The sequence below is a fragment of the Salmonella sp. SG203 genome, from assembly GCF_013350575.1.
Taxonomy (GTDB): Bacteria; Pseudomonadota; Gammaproteobacteria; order Enterobacterales; family Enterobacteriaceae; genus Salmonella; species Salmonella enterica.
Map to the genome: position 1 here is coordinate 179,599 of NZ_SNMT01000004.1, position 16,027 is coordinate 195,625.

Sequence of the window (16,027 nt, forward strand, 5' to 3'; positions counted from 1 at the left end):
ATGAAACTAAAGACCACATTGTTCGGCAATGTTTATCAGTTTAAGGATGTAAAAGAGGTACTGGCTAAAGCCAACGAACTGCGTTCGGGGGATGTGCTGGCCGGGGTTGCCGCGGCAAGTTCGCAGGAGCGCGTAGCGGCAAAACAGGTACTGTCGGAAATGACGGTGGCGGATATCCGCAACAATCCGGTGATTGCCTATGAAGAGGACTGCGTGACGCGCCTGATTCAGGATGACGTCAACGAAACGGCCTATAACCGGATTAAAAACTGGAGCATCAGCGAACTGCGCGAATACGTACTGAGCGATGAAACCTCCGTGGACGACATCGCGTTTACCCGCAAAGGGCTGACCTCCGAAGTGGTGGCGGCAGTAGCGAAAATCTGCTCCAACGCTGACCTGATCTACGGCGGCAAGAAAATGCCGGTGATCAAAAAAGCCAATACCACCATCGGTATTCCGGGCACCTTTAGCTGCCGTTTGCAGCCGAACGATACCCGTGACGATGTACAGAGTATCGCCGCGCAAATCTACGAAGGGCTTTCTTTCGGCGCAGGCGATGCGGTGATCGGCGTTAACCCGGTGACCGATGACGTGGAGAACCTGACCCGCGTGCTCGACACCGTTTACGGCGTTATCGATAAATTCAATATTCCGACCCAGGGCTGCGTGCTGGCGCATGTCACCACCCAGATTGAAGCGATTCGCCGCGGCGCGCCGGGCGGACTGATTTTCCAGAGCATTTGCGGCAGCGAGAAGGGCTTAAAAGAGTTCGGCGTCGAGCTGGCTATGCTCGATGAAGCGCGGGCCGTGGGGGCGGAGTTCAACCGCATCGCCGGGGAAAACTGCCTGTACTTTGAAACCGGACAGGGCTCGGCGCTGTCGGCTGGCGCGAACTTTGGTGCCGACCAGGTGACAATGGAAGCGCGTAACTACGGGCTGGCGCGCCACTACGATCCGTTCCTGGTGAACACCGTGGTGGGCTTTATCGGGCCGGAATATCTCTACAACGACAGGCAGATTATCCGCGCCGGTCTCGAAGATCACTTTATGGGCAAGCTGAGCGGCATCTCGATGGGCTGCGACTGCTGCTATACCAACCATGCCGACGCCGACCAGAACCTTAACGAAAACCTGATGATTCTGCTCGCCACTGCCGGCTGTAACTACATCATGGGGATGCCGCTCGGCGACGACATCATGCTCAACTACCAGACCACCGCTTTCCACGATACCGCCACCGTCCGTCAGTTGCTGAATTTACGGCCGTCGCCGGAGTTTGAACGCTGGCTGGAAACGATGGGCATTATGGCAAACGGTCGTCTGACCAAACGGGCGGGCGATCCGTCACTGTTCTTCTGATGACGCGGGGATAACACCATGGATCAAAAACAGATTGAAGAAATTGTACGTAGCGTGATGGTGTCAATGGGACAGGACGTACCGCAGCCCGTCGCGCCGTCAACGCAGGAAGGCGCAAAGCCGCAGTGCGCCGCGCCGACGGTGACCGAAAGCTGCGCGCTGGATTTAGGTTCCGCAGAGGCAAAAGCCTGGATTGGCGTCGAGAACCCACATCGTGCGGACGTGTTGACCGAACTGCGTCGCAGTACTGCGGCACGCGTCTGCACGGGTCGTGCCGGGCCGCGTCCGCGCACCCAGGCGCTGCTGCGCTTTCTGGCGGATCACTCCCGTTCGAAAGACACCGTGCTCAAAGAAGTGCCGGAAGAGTGGGTCAAAGCGCAAGGGCTGCTGGAAGTACGTTCGGAGATCAGCGACAAAAACCTGTACCTGACGCGCCCGGATATGGGGCGTCGCCTGAGCCCGGAAGCCATTGACGCGCTGAAGTCGCAGTGCGTGATGAACCCGGATGTGCAGGTAGTGGTCTCCGATGGCCTCTCTACGGATGCGATCACCGCCAACTATGAAGAGATCCTGCCGCCGCTGCTTGCCGGTCTGAAGCAGGCCGGGCTGAACGTCGGCACGCCGTTCTTTGTGCGCTATGGCCGCGTGAAGATTGAAGATCAGATTGGCGAAATTCTCGGCGCGAAGGTCGTCATCCTGCTGGTGGGCGAACGTCCGGGGCTGGGGCAGTCGGAAAGTCTTTCCTGCTACGCCGTCTATTCCCCGCGCGTGGCGACCACCGTCGAGGCCGACAGAACCTGTATTTCAAACATTCATCAGGGGGGGACGCCGCCGGTAGAAGCCGCCGCCGTGATTGTGGATTTGGCCAAACGGATGCTGGAGCAGAAAGCGTCCGGCATCAACATGACCCGTTAAGGAGACATCATGCCTGCATTAGATTTGATTCGACCTTCAGTGACTGCCATGCGCGTGATTGCCTCCGTGAATGACGGCTTTGCGCGGGAACTTAAATTACCGCCACATATACGTAGTCTCGGACTCATCACGGCAGATTCTGATGATGTGACCTATATTGCCGCTGACGAAGCGACAAAACAGGCGATGGTGGAAGTGGTCTATGGCCGCTCCCTCTATGCCGGGGCGGCTCACGGGCCGTCGCCTACCGCCGGTGAGGTGTTGATTATGCTGGGCGGCCCGAACCCGGCGGAAGTGCGCGCCGGTCTGGATGCGATGGTCGCCAGTATTGAAAACGGCGCGGCGTTCCAGTGGGCGAACGATGCGGAAAATACCGCGTTCCTGGCGCATGTGGTTTCGCGTACCGGTTCGTACCTCTCGTCTACCGCAGGTATCGCGCTGGGCGATCCAATGGCCTACCTGGTGGCGCCGCCGCTGGAAGCGACATTCGGCATTGACGCGGCGATGAAATCCGCTGACGTTCAACTGGTGACTTACGTGCCGCCGCCGTCGGAAACCAACTATTCGGCCGCGTTCTTAACGGGAAGCCAGGCCGCGTGTAAAGCCGCCTGCAACGCCTTTACCGACGCCGTGCTGGATATCGCTCGTAACCCTGTCCAGCGTGCGTAACGGAGGTTGCCAATGATCAATGCCCTGGGATTACTGGAAGTGGACGGAATGGTCGCCGCCGTCGATGCGGCGGATGCCATGCTGAAAGCGGCCAACGTGCGTTTGCTCAGTCATCAAGTGCTCGACCCTGGCAGGCTCACTCTGGTGGTGGAGGGCGATCTGGCGGCGTGTCGTGCGGCGTTGGATGCCGGAAGCGCCGCCGCGCAGCGCACAGGCCGTGTGATTAGCCGCAAAGAAATTGGTCGCCCGGAAGAGGACACCCAGTGGCTGATTGGCGGGTTTGCGCGTGCGACAACGCCGACTGAGAAAGCGCCCCAGGTACCCGCAACGCCTGAGTTCGCTGAAGCGTTACTGGCGCTGCTGGCATCAGTACGCCAGGGAATGACGGCGGGAGAGGTTGCCGCGCATTTTGGCTGGCCGCTGGAGCAGGCCAGAAACGTGCTGGAACAACTCTTTTCTGACGGAGCGTTGCGTAAACGCAGTAGTCGCTATCGCATCAAAAATTAATCTGTCGGAGGGCCGGGCGTCCTGGCGGGCGTCCGGCATAGAAGATCATGAAAAAGACCCGTACAGCGAATTTGCACCATCTTTATCATGAAGCGTTACCCGAAGACGTTAAACTTACGCCCAGAGTCGAGGTGGACAATGTTCATCAGCGACGGACGACGGATGTCTATGAACATGCTCTGACTATCACCGCCTGGCAGCAGATCTACGATCAGTTACACCCGGGTAAATTTCATGGCGAGTTCACGGAAATCCTGCTTGATGAGATTCAGGTGTTCCGTGAATACACCGGCCTGGCGCTGCGTCAGTCGTGTCTGGTTTGGCCAAACTCTTTCTGGTTTGGTATTCCGGCGACGCGCGGCGAACAGGGATTTATCGGCGCGCAGGGGCTCGGCAGCGCCGAGATTGCCACCCGGCCGGGAGGCACCGAGTTTGAACTGAGTACGCCGGATGATTACACCATTCTGGGCGTCGTTATCTCGGAAGATGTTATTTCCCGTCAGGCCACGTTTTTGCATAACCCGGAAAGGGTGCTGCATATGCTACGTAACCAGTTAGCGCTGGAGGTAAAAGAGCAGCATAAAGCGGCGCTGTGGGGCTTTGTGCAGCAGGCGCTGGCCACCTTCAGCGAGAGTCCTGAAACCCTGCATCAACCTGCGGTGCGTAAGGTCTTGAGTGATAATTTATTGCTGGCGATGGGCACGATGCTGGAAGAGGCGAAGCCGATTCATAGCGCTGAGAGCATCAGCCATCAGGGATATCGTAGGCTACTGTCGCGGGCGCGGGAATATGTGCTGGAAAATATGTCGGAGCCGCTGACGGTGCTCGACTTATGTAACCAGCTACACGTAAGCCGTCGCACGCTGCAAAATGCGTTTCACGCCATTTTGGGCATTGGCCCCAATGCGTGGCTGAAACGTATTCGTTTAAACGCAGTACGCCGGGAACTGATTAGCCCGTGGTCGCAGAGCGCCACGGTCAAAGATGCCGCGATGCAGTGGGGATTCTGGCATCTGGGGCAGTTTGCCACCGATTATCAGCAATTATTTGCCGAAAAACCGTCGTTGACGCTGCATCAACGGATGCGGCAATGGGCTTGATATTGATGGGTAGGCTCTCCGGTTGCTGATAACGTGCGCGTGTCGGGAATTGCCCGGTGGCGGCTGGCGCCTTACCGGGCCTACGGATTCGCTGCCGTCTGTGGTTGGTAGCCCGGACAAGGCGCGCCAGCGCCGCCTCCGGGGAACCGCGCGCGCACAACGTGCAAAACAGTTTTGTCATCAGGTCATGAGGATGAGCGTTTATGTTTGCTGATAAGACGTTGCCGTTGTTTGGCAGGAGGGGCAGATAAACCCGTAAAGCATTCCTTCCGCATATTCCTCTTCCTCAATATCTTCATAGCTTAGCTGCGCAAGAAACATCATCGTTTGCGCGCACGTTGGGCACGTGGGGTAGTCTGCATCCTGAACCCATGCGGGATGGCCGCCGAGCTGTGAGAAGGTGGTGGGTAAAAATATTTCAGCAGCGAATAGCGGCAAACGGGATTCCCCGGGGTGCAGAATATCAAGCGGTAGCGTTATCCAGTCAGAGGAATTCTCCACCGCCAGCGTCGAGAGCGCATTTTTTTCGTACCATCGCGGCTGGCCTTGCGGATCGACGGTGGCGAAAACGGTGTTATATGCCGTACAACACTGACAGGTCAGAATACGAATTTGACCGGGCCAACCCTGCGTGCTGAGGCCGACGGCGCTCGGCGCAACCTCAAACAGATTGATTAGCGGCAGGGAACAGTGTGGGCAGTTTTCACCATATTCTGCGACGGCGCGAAAAACGGCAGGCTGTTCAGGTGCCTGTTTTACCAGATGGGTACATTGCGTAAAGTAAAGATCGCGCCTGCGGCCATTTTCAGTGAGCTCCCATCCCGCCTGGTGAGCATAGCGATGAGGGAGGATATGAAGTGAAGCACTCCACGCAGGTGGTTCCTGGTGCCAGCGGTTAAAATGCTCAACGACAACCTCATCGCCAATCCAGGCCAGGGCACAAAGAATGCCGTCACGGTTTTCGTCATCGGTTTCCACCTTCTGCAAAAGCGCGTCGCGTACGTCAGGCGGCGCACGGTGAAAAGGTAGGGGTGAAGAGAGCTCCAGTTCTTCTTCATTTATTACCTGGCGCAGGAAATTATCCAGATTGGCCCGGGTAAATGCCGCCAGGCACAGCGCAATTTCCTGAGCTTCCTCCTGCCATCCGGAATCAAATAATTCTTCTGCATAATCGACCATGTCGCGGCTTTCATCATCGGAGAGCTTTTTGTAAAGCTCATCGGTCGGAATGGGGCAGGGAATCCACTCGATTAACGGATCGTGTTCCCGGGGTTCATGAACGAGTTTAAGCATTTCAACAGGGTTGGTAATGCCACTGAACGCGTCGATCGTTTTTCTGTTTTTCCGGATATATTCTTCCTGCTCTTGCCGATAGCGCGCCTGGACGCAGGGCATGCAATAGCCCTCCGTGCGGGCAGCCGTTGCTGGCAGGATGAAATGTGAGCATTGCGGGTTTTTACAAGGAATACGCTCGTCCATGCGGTAGTGCTCCACTGCAAATTCTACGAGTGTTTACTGTACTGTTTTACTAATGATAACGGCAGCGGGCGGTTATCCGAATTCTTTATCTACAATGAACTCGTTTATTTCTACGAGCCTGCTTTTATTCAACGGCCAACCGGATAGGCGATAAACAAACCGGCTATCGTCAGAATACATGCCAGTATGCATAGCAAGATACAGTTAACGCTTTTACGCGGAATATGAACAATAAAGCAGAGTAATGCTATCAGGGCCATGACCACAGGGATGGTCACCATATTGATAACCAGAAGCACGATCAGACCGAAGCTCACCCCTCCGCTATGAGGGATGAATATTCTTTCTTCAAAATATATTTCTAGCGTAATGGCAAGCAGGCAGCCAATAAAACTTATACCCAGATGGGGATGCCATTTGGCGTCACTGGTTACTACTTTCCGTGTATTTGTTTGCATTGTTTTACTTTATAAATAAGTTAAATCCAGTCGCGTACCTGAATAAACTCGCTCAGCGCCGCTTCCGGGCTACCCGCTTCCGGCTGCCAGTCGTACTCCCAGCGCACCAGCGGCGGCATCGACATCAGGATAGATTCAGTGCGCCCGCCGGTTTGCAGACCAAACAGGGTGCCTCTGTCCCACACCAGATTGAACTCCACGTAGCGCCCGCGGCGATAAAGTTGAAAATTACGCTCCCGCTCTCCCCAGACCATCGCTTTGCGTCGTTCGACAATCGGTAAATACGCCCGGGTGTAGCCGTTACCGACCGCCTGCATAAAAGCAAAACAGTGGTCGAAATCCGGCGTATTCAAATCGTCAAAAAACAGTCCGCCAACGCCGCGCTGCTCGTTACGATGCTTGAGGAAAAAGTAGTCGTCGCACCACTTTTTATAGCGCGGATACACATCGTCGCCAAACGGCTGACACAGGTCGCGGGCGGTGCGGTGCCAGTGAACGGCATCCTCTTCAAAGCCGTAGTAGGGCGTTAAATCGAACCCGCCGCCAAACCACCACACCGGATCGGCGCCCGGTTTTTCGGCAATAAAAAAGCGCACGTTAGCATGGCTGGTGGGAATATACGGATTGTGTGGATGCACCACCAGCGATACGCCCATCGCTTCAAAGCTACGCCCGGCGAGTTCTGGCCGATGCGCGGTGGCGGACGCGGGCATTGCATCGCCGTGAACGTGAGAGAAATTAACGCCCGCCTGTTCGAAAATCCCGCCGTTGCGTAATACCCGGCTGCGTCCGCCGCCGCCCGCTTCGCGTCGCCAGCTATCTTCGACAAAGTTTGCGCCATCCACAGCGGATAACGTTTGGCAAATATCATCCTGCAGGCGTAGCAGAAACTGTTTTACGTGATGTGCATCGGGTTTCATGATTACCGTTTCTTCGTGTGTGCTTTCTGGTTATCAAACCAGTGAAAATAACTGATGATGCCGTTGGCGATCGCCGTAGCGATTTTCTGGCGAAACGCCGTCGTGCCCAGCAGGCGTTCTTCTTCCGGATTGGTAATAAACGAGGTTTCGACCAGCACCGACGGAATTGACGGTGATTTTAGCACCACGAAAGCCGCTTGTTCGGTAGTGCGGCTGTGTAATTTATGTATAGGTTTGATTTTCTTGAGAATATGCGAACCCAACGTCAGACTGTTTTTAATCGTATCGGTTTGCACCAGATCAAACAAAACTTGTTGTAATAGATGATCCCGGTCAGTGGCTTTTTTACCCGCCACTTCGTCCGCGCGGTTTTCACGCTCGGAGAGATACTTCGCCATGGCGCTACTGGCCCCGCGGTTGGAAAGCGCAAAAACGGAAGCGCCCGCTGCTTTCGGGTTGGTAAAACCATCGGCATGAATAGACATAAACAGATCCGCGCCGTGCTTATGGGCGATTTCCACCCGATCGTACAGCGGAATAAAGGTATCCCCTGTCCGGGTTAAACGCGCATCGATTCCGTGATTGCGCAAAATAGCGCGTACGTTTTTGGCAATTGCCAGTACGACGTGTTTTTCCTGAGAACCGTTGCGGCCAATCGCGCCGGTATCGATGCCGCCGTGTCCGGGGTCGAGCATCACCAACCGTTTACTGCCGGTTTTTTTGGTTTTGGGTTTGCTGTGACCATTACTGGTTTTTAGCGTTTCTTCTTTGGCTACTGCGTGCGACATACCTGACAGCGTCAGGGCCGCCAGACCTGTTTTGAGTACCTGGCGGCGCGATGTGAGAGTTTTTAGGAGTTTAAAAGTGCTCATACGGCCTGAGTTGTGAAAATTAAGTTCAAGATGTTATATCGTATCGCGTAATCCGTTACGACGGTTGGTGATGAGAATTGTTTTACTTTTCATTTCAATACGTGACACATCGCCATTATGCCATTTTTTCCGCTACATCGCGTCAGATATTGGCTGAATCAGATGTTTGCGCCATAATCTTGGTTTTTCCACCCGAAAAGGCAACGAATACCATGGAAATACGCGTTTTTCGCCAGGAAGATTTCGAAGAGGTGATCACCCTCTGGGAGCGTTGCGACCTGCTGCGTCCATGGAACGATCCTGAAATGGATATTGAACGCAAGGTGAATCACGATGTCAGCTTGTTCCTCGTTGCGGAAGTTAGCGGCGAAGTCGTCGGTACGGTAATGGGCGGTTATGACGGGCATCGCGGCTCTGCGTATTACCTGGGCGTTCACCCGGAGTTCCGTGGGCGCGGCATTGCGAATGCGTTGCTTAACCGGCTGGAAAAAAAACTCATCGCCCGCGGGTGTCCGAAAATCCAAATTATGGTGCGCGATGATAACGACGTTGTGCTGGGCATGTATGAACGTCTGGGGTATGAGCATTCTGACGCCCTAAGTTTGGGTAAACGCCTGATTGAAGATGAAGAGTACTGAGTTTCATCCAGCCGATTATGATGTACACGGACGTTTACGCCTGCCGTTTCTGTTCTGGTGCGTACTGCTACTTCAGGCGCGCGCCTGGGTACTCTTTGTCATTGCCGGTTCATCCCGTGGACAGGGTAATACTTTGTTAAACTTTTTTTATCCCGACCATGACAATTTTTGGCTGGGGCTGTTGCCCGGCGTTCCGGCGGTAGTGGCGTTTTTGCTCAGCGGGCGGCGTGAAGCGTTTCCTGGTGTGTGGCGCTGGCTGCGCGGACTCCTGATTCTTGCTCAACTGGTGTCGTTGTGCTGGCTGCCGGTGATGTGGCTGGGTGGCGACCCGGTCAGCGGCGTCGGGCTGGCGCTGCTGCTGGCGGACATCGTCGCGCTGATCTGGCTGTTAACCAATCAACGTTTGCGTGCCTGTTTTTCCCTTGAGAAAGAATAACGGCACTTTTTGGCGAACCCGTACTCCAACCAACGTTAATTAATAAAAGAAAGGAAGTGAGATGAAATCGCTGCGTTTGACTTTACTCGCACTGCCGCTGGCGCTGACTGGTTGTTCGACGCTCTCCTCGGTCAACTGGTCTGCCGCAAATCCATGGAACTGGTTTGGTTCCTCGACAGAAGTCACTGAGCAAGGCGTGGGAGCGCTGACCGCCGCCACGCCGCTGGAAGAGCCGGCTATTGCAGAGGCATTAGATGGCGATTATCGCCTGCGTAGCGGTATGAAAACCGATAACGGCAACGTGGTGCGCTTTTTCGAAGCGATGAAGGGCGACAGCGTCGCGATGGTGATCAACGGCGAGCAGGGAACCGTGAGCCGTATTGATGTGCTGGACAGCGATATCCCAACCGCCGCGGGGGGCAAAATCGGTACGCCGTTTAGTGACCTTTACAGCAAAGCGTTTGGCCACTGCGAGCCGGTTTCCAGCGATAGCCATACCAGCGTCGAATGTAAAGCCGAGGGAAGTCAGCATATTAGCTATGTTTTCTCCGGAGAGTGGAGCGGACCGGAAGGCTTAATGCCTCCTGATGACGTCTTAAAAAACTGGGACGTGCGCAAAATTATCTGGCGTCGTTAATTTGCGCCTGAACAAACCGCTCCGCTTAAAAACAAGGTAAAATAGCCTCCATTAATGCCACGACTGCGTGGCATTCTCATTTTCAGGAGGAATCATGTCTCAGGTTCAAAGTGGCATTTTGCCGGAACATTGCCGTGCGGCAATTTGGATTGAAGCCAATGTAAAAGGCGACCTGGACGCCCTGCGCGCGGCCAGCAGAACATTTGCCGATAAACTGGCGACCTTCGAAGTCAAATTTCCGGACGCCCATCTTGGGGCCGTTGTGGCGTTTGGCAACAACACCTGGCGCGCCCTGAGCGGCGGCGTCGGGGCGGAAGAACTGAAAGATTTTATTCCTTATGGTAAAGGGCTGGCGCCGGCCACGCAGTATGACGTGCTGATCCATATCCTTTCCCTGCGCCACGATGTGAATTTTTCTGTTGCCCAGGCGGCGATGGAAGCCTTCGGCGACTGTATCGACGTGAAAGAAGAAGTTCACGGCTTCCGTTGGGTGGAAGAACGCGATCTGAGCGGCTTTGTCGACGGGACAGAGAACCCGGCAGGCGAAGAGACGCGTCGTGAAGTGGCGGTGATCAAAGATGGCGTGGATGCCGGCGGCAGTTATGTGTTCGTGCAGCGTTGGGAACACAATCTCAAGCAACTTAACCGGATGAGTATTCACGATCAGGAGATGATGATCGGGCGTACCAAAGAAGCCAATGAAGAGATTGACGGCGATGCGCGTCCGGCAACATCTCACCTGAGCCGCGTCGATCTCAAAGAAGATGGCAAAGGGCTGAAGATTGTGCGTCAGAGCCTGCCATACGGCACCGCCAGCGGCACTCATGGTCTCTATTTCTGCGCTTACTGCGCGCGTCTGCACAATATCGAACAGCAGCTTCTGAGTATGTTCGGCGATACCGACGGTAAACGCGACGCGATGCTGCGCTTCACCAAGCCGGTAACTGGCGGCTACTATTTTGCGCCGTCGCTGGATCGCCTGTTAGCGCTATAAGGTAAAACCCTGTCGGATGGCAGCGCAGCCGCTTTATCTGACCTACGATTGGTAGGCCTGATAAGCGCAGCGCCATCAGGCAGAACAGCATAAAAATACCCATCCCCGCCTCCGCGGGGATTTTTTTACCTAATATTTACCTGAATTAGTGAGCTATTCCTCAGCACTTATTTGTTATTACTGTATTTTCAGTGTTAATGGAGTGTAAGACTCCATATTCAAAAGGAGACATTGAAAATGGGTAAACTCACGGGCAAGACAGCATTGATTACGGGCGCATCGCAGGGGATTGGCGAAGGGATCGCTCGCGTATTCGCACGCCACGGCGCGAACTTAATCTTGCTGGATATCTCCGATGAGATTGAAAAGCTGGCGGATGAGCTGGGCGGGCGCGGGCATCGCTGTACTGCCGTTAAGGCTGACGTCAGAGATTTTGCTTCGGTGCAGGCGGCGGTTGCGCGCGCCAAAGAGACTGAAGGTAGAATTGATATTTTGGTGAATAACGCTGGCGTGTGCCGTCTGGGCAACTTCCTCGATATGAGTGAAGAAGATCGCGATTTCCACATTGATATTAATATTAAAGGTGTCTGGAACGTCACCAAAGCCGTCCTGCCGGAGATGATTAAACGTAAAGATGGCCGCATTGTGATGATGTCTTCCGTCACGGGAGATATGGTGGCGGACCCGGGTGAAACGGCCTATGCGCTGTCAAAAGCCGCCATTGTCGGTTTAACCAAATCGCTGGCGGTAGAGTATGCGCAGTCCGGTATTCGCGTGAATGCCATTTGCCCCGGTTATGTAAGAACGCCGATGGCGGAAAGCATTGCCCGTCAGTCTAACCCTGACGATCCGGAATCGGTATTAACGGAAATGGCAAAAGCCATTCCGCTACGCCGTCTTGCCGATCCGCTGGAAGTAGGGGAACTGGCGGCATTTCTGGCTTCCGATGAGTCCAGCTATCTTACCGGAACGCAAAACGTCATTGATGGCGGCAGTACCCTGCCTGAAAGCGTAAGCGTAGGTGTCTGATTGATGCCGGTCTCCTCCCCGCGCCGCGTGGGGAGGGATTCTCTTATTCCCTTTTCAACTTTCAAATCATCAAACGGTATATAAAACCGTTACTCCTTTAGCGCTGGTTATAAATATGATGACCATAAGAAAGTCATTAAATTTATAAGGGTGCGCAATGGCCGTTAACTTACTGAAAAAGAGACCCCTGACGCTGGCAGCAATGCTGTTACTGGCAGGGCAGGCGCAGGCAACAGAGCTGCTGAACAGCTCATACGATGTCTCCCGCGAGCTGTTTGCCGCCCTTAACCCGCCGTTTGAGCAACAATGGGCGAAGGATAACGGCGGCGATAAGCTGACGATTAAGCAGTCTCATGCCGGGTCATCAAAACAGGCGCTGGCGATTTTGCAGGGACTGAAGGCAGACGTCGTGACCTACAATCAGGTGACCGACGTACAGATTCTTCATGATAAAGGCAAACTGATCCCTGCCGACTGGCAAAGCCGTCTGCCGAACAACAGTTCGCCATTCTATTCCACGATGGGCTTCCTGGTGCGCAAGGGGAACCCGAAAAATATTCACGACTGGAGCGATCTTGTACGTTCCGACGTGAAGCTGATTTTCCCTAACCCGAAAACCTCCGGCAACGCCCGCTATACGTATCTGGCGGCATGGGGCGCGGCGGATAACGCGGACGGCGGCGATAAAGCCAAAACCGAACAGTTTATGACCCAGTTCCTGAAAAACGTCGAAGTGTTTGATACCGGCGGTCGCGGCGCTACGACTACCTTTGCCGAGCGTGGTCTGGGCGATGTGCTGATTAGTTTTGAATCGGAAGTGAACAACATCCGCAAACAATATGAAGCCCAGGGATTTGAAGTGGTGATCCCGAAAACGAACATTCTTGCTGAATTCCCGGTCGCCTGGGTGGATAAAAACGTGCAGGCCAACGGCACAGAAAAAGCCGCCAAAGCTTACCTGAACTGGCTGTATAGCCCGCAGGCGCAGACCATCATTACCCATTACTACTACCGCGTGAATAACCCGGAAATCATGGGCAAGCAAGCAGATAAATTCCCGCAGACCGAACTGTTCCGCGTGGAAGACAAGTTTGGTTCCTGGCCGGAAGTGATGAAAACGCACTTTGCCAGCGGCGGCGAGCTGGACAAACTATTGGCGGCGGGGCGTAAGTAATGCTTGCCGTTTCTTCCCGACGCGTGCTGCCCGGCTTTACGTTAAGCCTCGGCACCAGTTTGCTGTTTGTCTGCCTGATCCTACTGTTGCCGTTGAGCGCGCTGGTGATGCAGCTCTCACAGATGAGCTGGGCGCAATACTGGGATGTCGTGACCAACCCTCAGGTGGTGGCTGCCTATAAAGTGACGCTACTGGCGGCATTTGTGGCATCGATTTTTAACGGCGTGTTTGGCCTGTTGATGGCGTGGATTTTAACCCGCTACCGTTTTCCAGGGTGCACGTTGCTGGATGCGCTGATGGATCTGCCGTTTGCGCTGCCGACAGCGGTGGCGGGTCTGACGCTGGCTTCGCTGTTCTCAGTGAACGGTTTCTACGGTCAGTTTCTCGCGCAGTTTGATATCAAAGTGACCTATACCTGGCTCGGTATTGCGGTGGCGATGGCCTTTACCAGCATTCCATTTGTGGTGCGCACCGTCCAGCCGGTACTGGAAGAGCTGGGGCCGGAATATGAAGAAGCGGCACAAACGCTGGGGGCCACCCGGCTGCAAAGTTTTCGCAAAGTCGTGCTGCCTGAGCTGTCGCCTGCGCTGATTGCCGGCGTGGCGCTCTCTTTTACCCGTAGCCTGGGCGAGTTTGGCGCGGTGATTTTTATCGCTGGAAATATTGCCTGGAAAACAGAAGTGACCTCGCTGATGATTTTTGTGCGCTTGCAGGAGTTTGATTACCCGGCCGCTAGCGCCATTGCCTCGGTGATCCTTGCGGCATCCTTGCTGCTGCTGTTCTCTATCAATACCTTGCAAAGTCGCTTTGGTCGACGTGTGGTAGGTCATTAATGGCGGAAGTGACTCAATTGAAGCGATACGACGTCCCCCGTATTAACTGGGGAAAATGGTTTCTGATTGGCGTCGGGATGCTGGTTTCGGCGTTTATCCTGCTGGTGCCGATGATTTACATCTTCGTGCAGGCGTTCAGCAAAGGGTTAATGCCGGTACTGCAAAATCTGGCCGATCCGGACATGCTGCACGCCATCTGGCTGACGGTGTTGATTGCCTTGATCGCAGTGCCGGTGAATCTGGTGTTCGGCATTCTGCTGGCGTGGCTGGTGACGCGCTTTAACTTCCCCGGACGTCAGCTACTGCTGACCCTGCTGGATATTCCCTTTGCCGTCTCGCCGGTGGTGGCCGGTCTGGTCTATCTGTTGTTTTATGGCTCCAACGGCCCGTTGGGCGGCTGGCTGGATGAACATAATTTGCAAATGATGTTCTCCTGGCCGGGGATGGTACTGGTCACTATTTTTGTCACCTGTCCGTTTGTGGTGCGCGAACTGGTGCCAGTGATGCTCAGCCAGGGCAGTCAGGAAGATGAGGCGGCGATTTTACTGGGCGCATCCGGCTGGCAAATGTTTCGCCGTGTGACGTTGCCGAATATTCGCTGGGCGCTACTCTACGGCGTGGTATTAACCAACGCCCGCGCGATTGGCGAGTTTGGCGCGGTGTCGGTGGTGTCCGGCTCGATTCGCGGCGAAACGTTATCGCTACCGTTACAGATTGAATTGCTGGAGCAGGACTACAACACCGTCGGCTCCTTTACCGCCGCCGCATTGTTGACGCTAATGGCGATTATTACCCTGTTTTTGAAGAGCATGTTGCAATGGCGTCTGGAGAATCAGGAAAAACGCGCGCAACAGGAGGAAAATCATGAGCATTGAGATCGCCAGAATTAAGAAATCGTTTGGTCGCACTCAGGTACTGAATGATATCTCGCTGGATATTCCTTCCGGCCAGATGGTTGCCTTGTTGGGGCCGTCAGGTTCCGGCAAAACGACGCTGCTGCGCATTATTGCCGGGCTGGAACATCAGTCCAGCGGTCATATTCGTTTCCACGGTACGGACGTTAGCCGCCTGCACGCGCGTGAGCGTAAAGTCGGTTTTGTGTTTCAGCACTATGCGCTGTTTCGCCATATGACGGTGTTTGACAACATCGCTTTTGGCCTGACGGTGCTGCCGCGACGCGACCGCCCAACTGCGGCGGCGATTAAAACGAAAGTGACGCAATTGCTGGAGATGGTGCAACTGGCGCACCTCGCGGATCGCTTCCCCGCCCAGCTTTCCGGCGGACAAAAACAGCGCGTGGCGCTGGCGCGCGCGCTTGCCGTGGAACCGCAAATTCTACTGCTGGATGAACCGTTTGGCGCGCTGGATGCCCAGGTACGTAAAGAGTTACGTCGCTGGTTGCGCCAGCTACATGAAGAACTGAAATTCACCAGCGTCTTTGTCACCCACGATCAGGAAGAAGCGACGGAAGTGGCGGATCGGGTAGTGGTGATGAGTCAGGGCAATATCGAACAGGCTGATGCGCCGGATCGGGTGTGGCGTGAACCGGCAACCCGCTTCGTACTGGAGTTTATGGGCGAGGTGAACCGCCTGACAGGCACCGTCCGCGGCGGGCAGTTTCACGTTGGCGCGCATCGCTGGCCGCTGGGTTATACGCCCGCGTACCAGGGGCCGGTCGATCTGTTCCTGCGTCCGTGGGAGGTGGATATTAGCCGCCGCACCAGCCTGGATTCTCCGCTACCAGTACAGGTCATTGAGGCCAGCCCGAAAGGTCACTATACACAGTTAGTGGTACAGCCGCTGGGGTGGTATCACGATCCGCTGACGGTGGTGATGGCGGGTGACGACGTCCCGCAGCGCGGCGAGCGTTTGTTTGTCGGCTTACAGAACGCACGTCTCTATCATGGCGACCAGCGTATTGAGCCCCATGAGGCGCTTGCTCTTGCGGAGTCTGCCTGATAGGTTAATTTGCATAGTTATCGCCCGGTGGCGCTTCGCTTACCG

18 protein-coding genes are annotated in these 16,027 nt (G+C 55.0%); 14 read left to right on the top strand and 4 right to left on the bottom strand.

Annotation, left to right across the window (positions count from 1 at the left end):
• From eutB to eutR, 5 genes are read left to right on the top strand one after another with little or no spacing between them, the layout of a single operon-like run.
• A complete protein-coding gene (gene eutB, locus HV477_RS08655; RefSeq protein WP_000769990.1) occupies positions 1-1,362 on the top strand; it encodes an ethanolamine ammonia-lyase subunit alpha in 1,362 nt (453 codons plus the stop codon).
• A gap of 18 nt (positions 1,363-1,380) precedes the next feature.
• A complete protein-coding gene (eutC, locus tag HV477_RS08660; protein WP_079898998.1) occupies positions 1,381-2,277 on the top strand; it encodes an ethanolamine ammonia-lyase subunit EutC in 897 nt (298 codons plus the stop codon).
• A 9-nt stretch (positions 2,278-2,286) separates the two neighbouring features.
• Positions 2,287-2,946: an ethanolamine utilization microcompartment protein EutL gene (gene eutL / locus HV477_RS08665; protein ID WP_001111056.1), complete on the top strand. Its 660-nt coding sequence runs from the start codon at positions 2,287-2,289 to the stop codon at positions 2,944-2,946.
• Between the two features lie 12 nt (positions 2,947-2,958).
• On the top strand, positions 2,959-3,453 hold the full coding sequence (gene eutK / locus HV477_RS08670) for an ethanolamine utilization microcompartment protein EutK (RefSeq protein ID WP_000606266.1): 495 nt from the start codon (positions 2,959-2,961) through the stop codon (positions 3,451-3,453).
• A gap of 47 nt (positions 3,454-3,500) precedes the next feature.
• Entirely contained in the window at positions 3,501-4,553 is a 1,053-nt protein-coding gene (eutR, locus tag HV477_RS08675) for an HTH-type transcriptional regulator EutR (RefSeq protein ID WP_000753665.1), read from the top strand.
• Between the two features lie 201 nt (positions 4,554-4,754).
• Here the strand turns inward: eutR and HV477_RS08680 are convergent, their stop codons facing one another.
• The 4 genes from HV477_RS08680 to amiA all read right to left on the bottom strand — a co-directional run bounded on the left by HV477_RS08680 (position 4,755) and on the right by amiA (position 8,282).
• Positions 4,755-6,032, bottom strand: coding sequence for a DUF1963 domain-containing protein (locus tag HV477_RS08680; RefSeq protein WP_079898999.1), 1,278 nt, complete (start codon positions 6,030-6,032; stop codon positions 4,755-4,757).
• A 128-nt stretch (positions 6,033-6,160) separates the two neighbouring features.
• Positions 6,161-6,490, bottom strand: a complete 330-nt coding sequence (locus tag HV477_RS08685) for a hypothetical protein (protein WP_001194345.1) — start codon at positions 6,488-6,490, stop codon at positions 6,161-6,163.
• A gap of 20 nt (positions 6,491-6,510) precedes the next feature.
• Positions 6,511-7,410 (bottom strand): oxygen-dependent coproporphyrinogen oxidase, encoded by a 900-nt coding sequence (gene hemF, locus HV477_RS08690; RefSeq protein ID WP_079899000.1) that lies wholly within the window; start codon positions 7,408-7,410, stop codon positions 6,511-6,513.
• A 2-nt stretch (positions 7,411-7,412) separates the two neighbouring features.
• Positions 7,413-8,282, bottom strand: coding sequence for an N-acetylmuramoyl-L-alanine amidase AmiA (gene amiA, locus HV477_RS08695; RefSeq protein WP_000102881.1), 870 nt, complete (start codon positions 8,280-8,282; stop codon positions 7,413-7,415).
• Positions 8,283-8,494: 212 nt separating this feature from the next.
• Here amiA and HV477_RS08700 point away from each other — a divergent pair, with 212 nt between their 5' ends.
• The 9 genes from HV477_RS08700 (at position 8,495) to cysA (ending at position 15,982) form a co-directional block, all read left to right on the top strand.
• Entirely contained in the window at positions 8,495-8,920 is a 426-nt protein-coding gene (locus tag HV477_RS08700) for a GNAT family acetyltransferase (RefSeq protein WP_000406008.1), read from the top strand.
• On the top strand, positions 8,907-9,356 hold the full coding sequence (locus HV477_RS08705) for a DUF2919 domain-containing protein (protein ID WP_058656115.1): 450 nt from the start codon (positions 8,907-8,909) through the stop codon (positions 9,354-9,356). The genes HV477_RS08700 and HV477_RS08705 overlap by 14 nt, the downstream gene beginning before the upstream one ends.
• Positions 9,357-9,417: 61 nt before the next feature.
• The gene (locus tag HV477_RS08710) at positions 9,418-9,993 is read left to right on the top strand and encodes an RpoE-regulated lipoprotein (RefSeq protein WP_000838971.1); all 576 of its coding nucleotides are present in this window, start codon (positions 9,418-9,420) and stop codon (positions 9,991-9,993) included.
• Between the two features lie 94 nt (positions 9,994-10,087).
• Positions 10,088-10,987: a porphyrinogen peroxidase gene (yfeX, locus tag HV477_RS08715; protein ID WP_000084583.1), complete on the top strand. Its 900-nt coding sequence runs from the start codon at positions 10,088-10,090 to the stop codon at positions 10,985-10,987.
• 237 nt (positions 10,988-11,224) lie between these two features.
• Positions 11,225-12,016 carry an SDR family oxidoreductase UcpA gene (gene ucpA / locus HV477_RS08720; protein WP_000517460.1) on the top strand — a complete coding sequence of 264 codons (792 nt, stop codon included), beginning with the start codon at positions 11,225-11,227 and terminating at the stop codon, positions 12,014-12,016.
• 157 nt (positions 12,017-12,173) lie between these two features.
• Positions 12,174-13,190 carry a thiosulfate/sulfate ABC transporter substrate-binding protein CysP gene (gene cysP, locus HV477_RS08725; RefSeq protein ID WP_000290273.1) on the top strand — a complete coding sequence of 339 codons (1,017 nt, stop codon included), beginning with the start codon at positions 12,174-12,176 and terminating at the stop codon, positions 13,188-13,190.
• Complete coding sequence (cysT, locus tag HV477_RS08730; RefSeq protein ID WP_175064951.1) at positions 13,190-14,023, top strand: sulfate/thiosulfate ABC transporter permease CysT; 834 nt, start codon at positions 13,190-13,192, stop codon at positions 14,021-14,023. The genes cysP and cysT overlap by 1 nt, the downstream gene beginning before the upstream one ends.
• A complete protein-coding gene (gene cysW / locus HV477_RS08735) occupies positions 14,023-14,898 on the top strand; it encodes a sulfate/thiosulfate ABC transporter permease CysW (RefSeq protein ID WP_000852705.1) in 876 nt (291 codons plus the stop codon). The genes cysT and cysW overlap by 1 nt, the downstream gene beginning before the upstream one ends.
• Entirely contained in the window at positions 14,888-15,982 is a 1,095-nt protein-coding gene (gene cysA / locus HV477_RS08740; protein ID WP_000021072.1) for a sulfate/thiosulfate ABC transporter ATP-binding protein CysA, read from the top strand. Before cysW ends, cysA begins: the two co-directional genes overlap by 11 nt.
• Positions 15,983-16,027 lie beyond the last annotated feature (45 nt).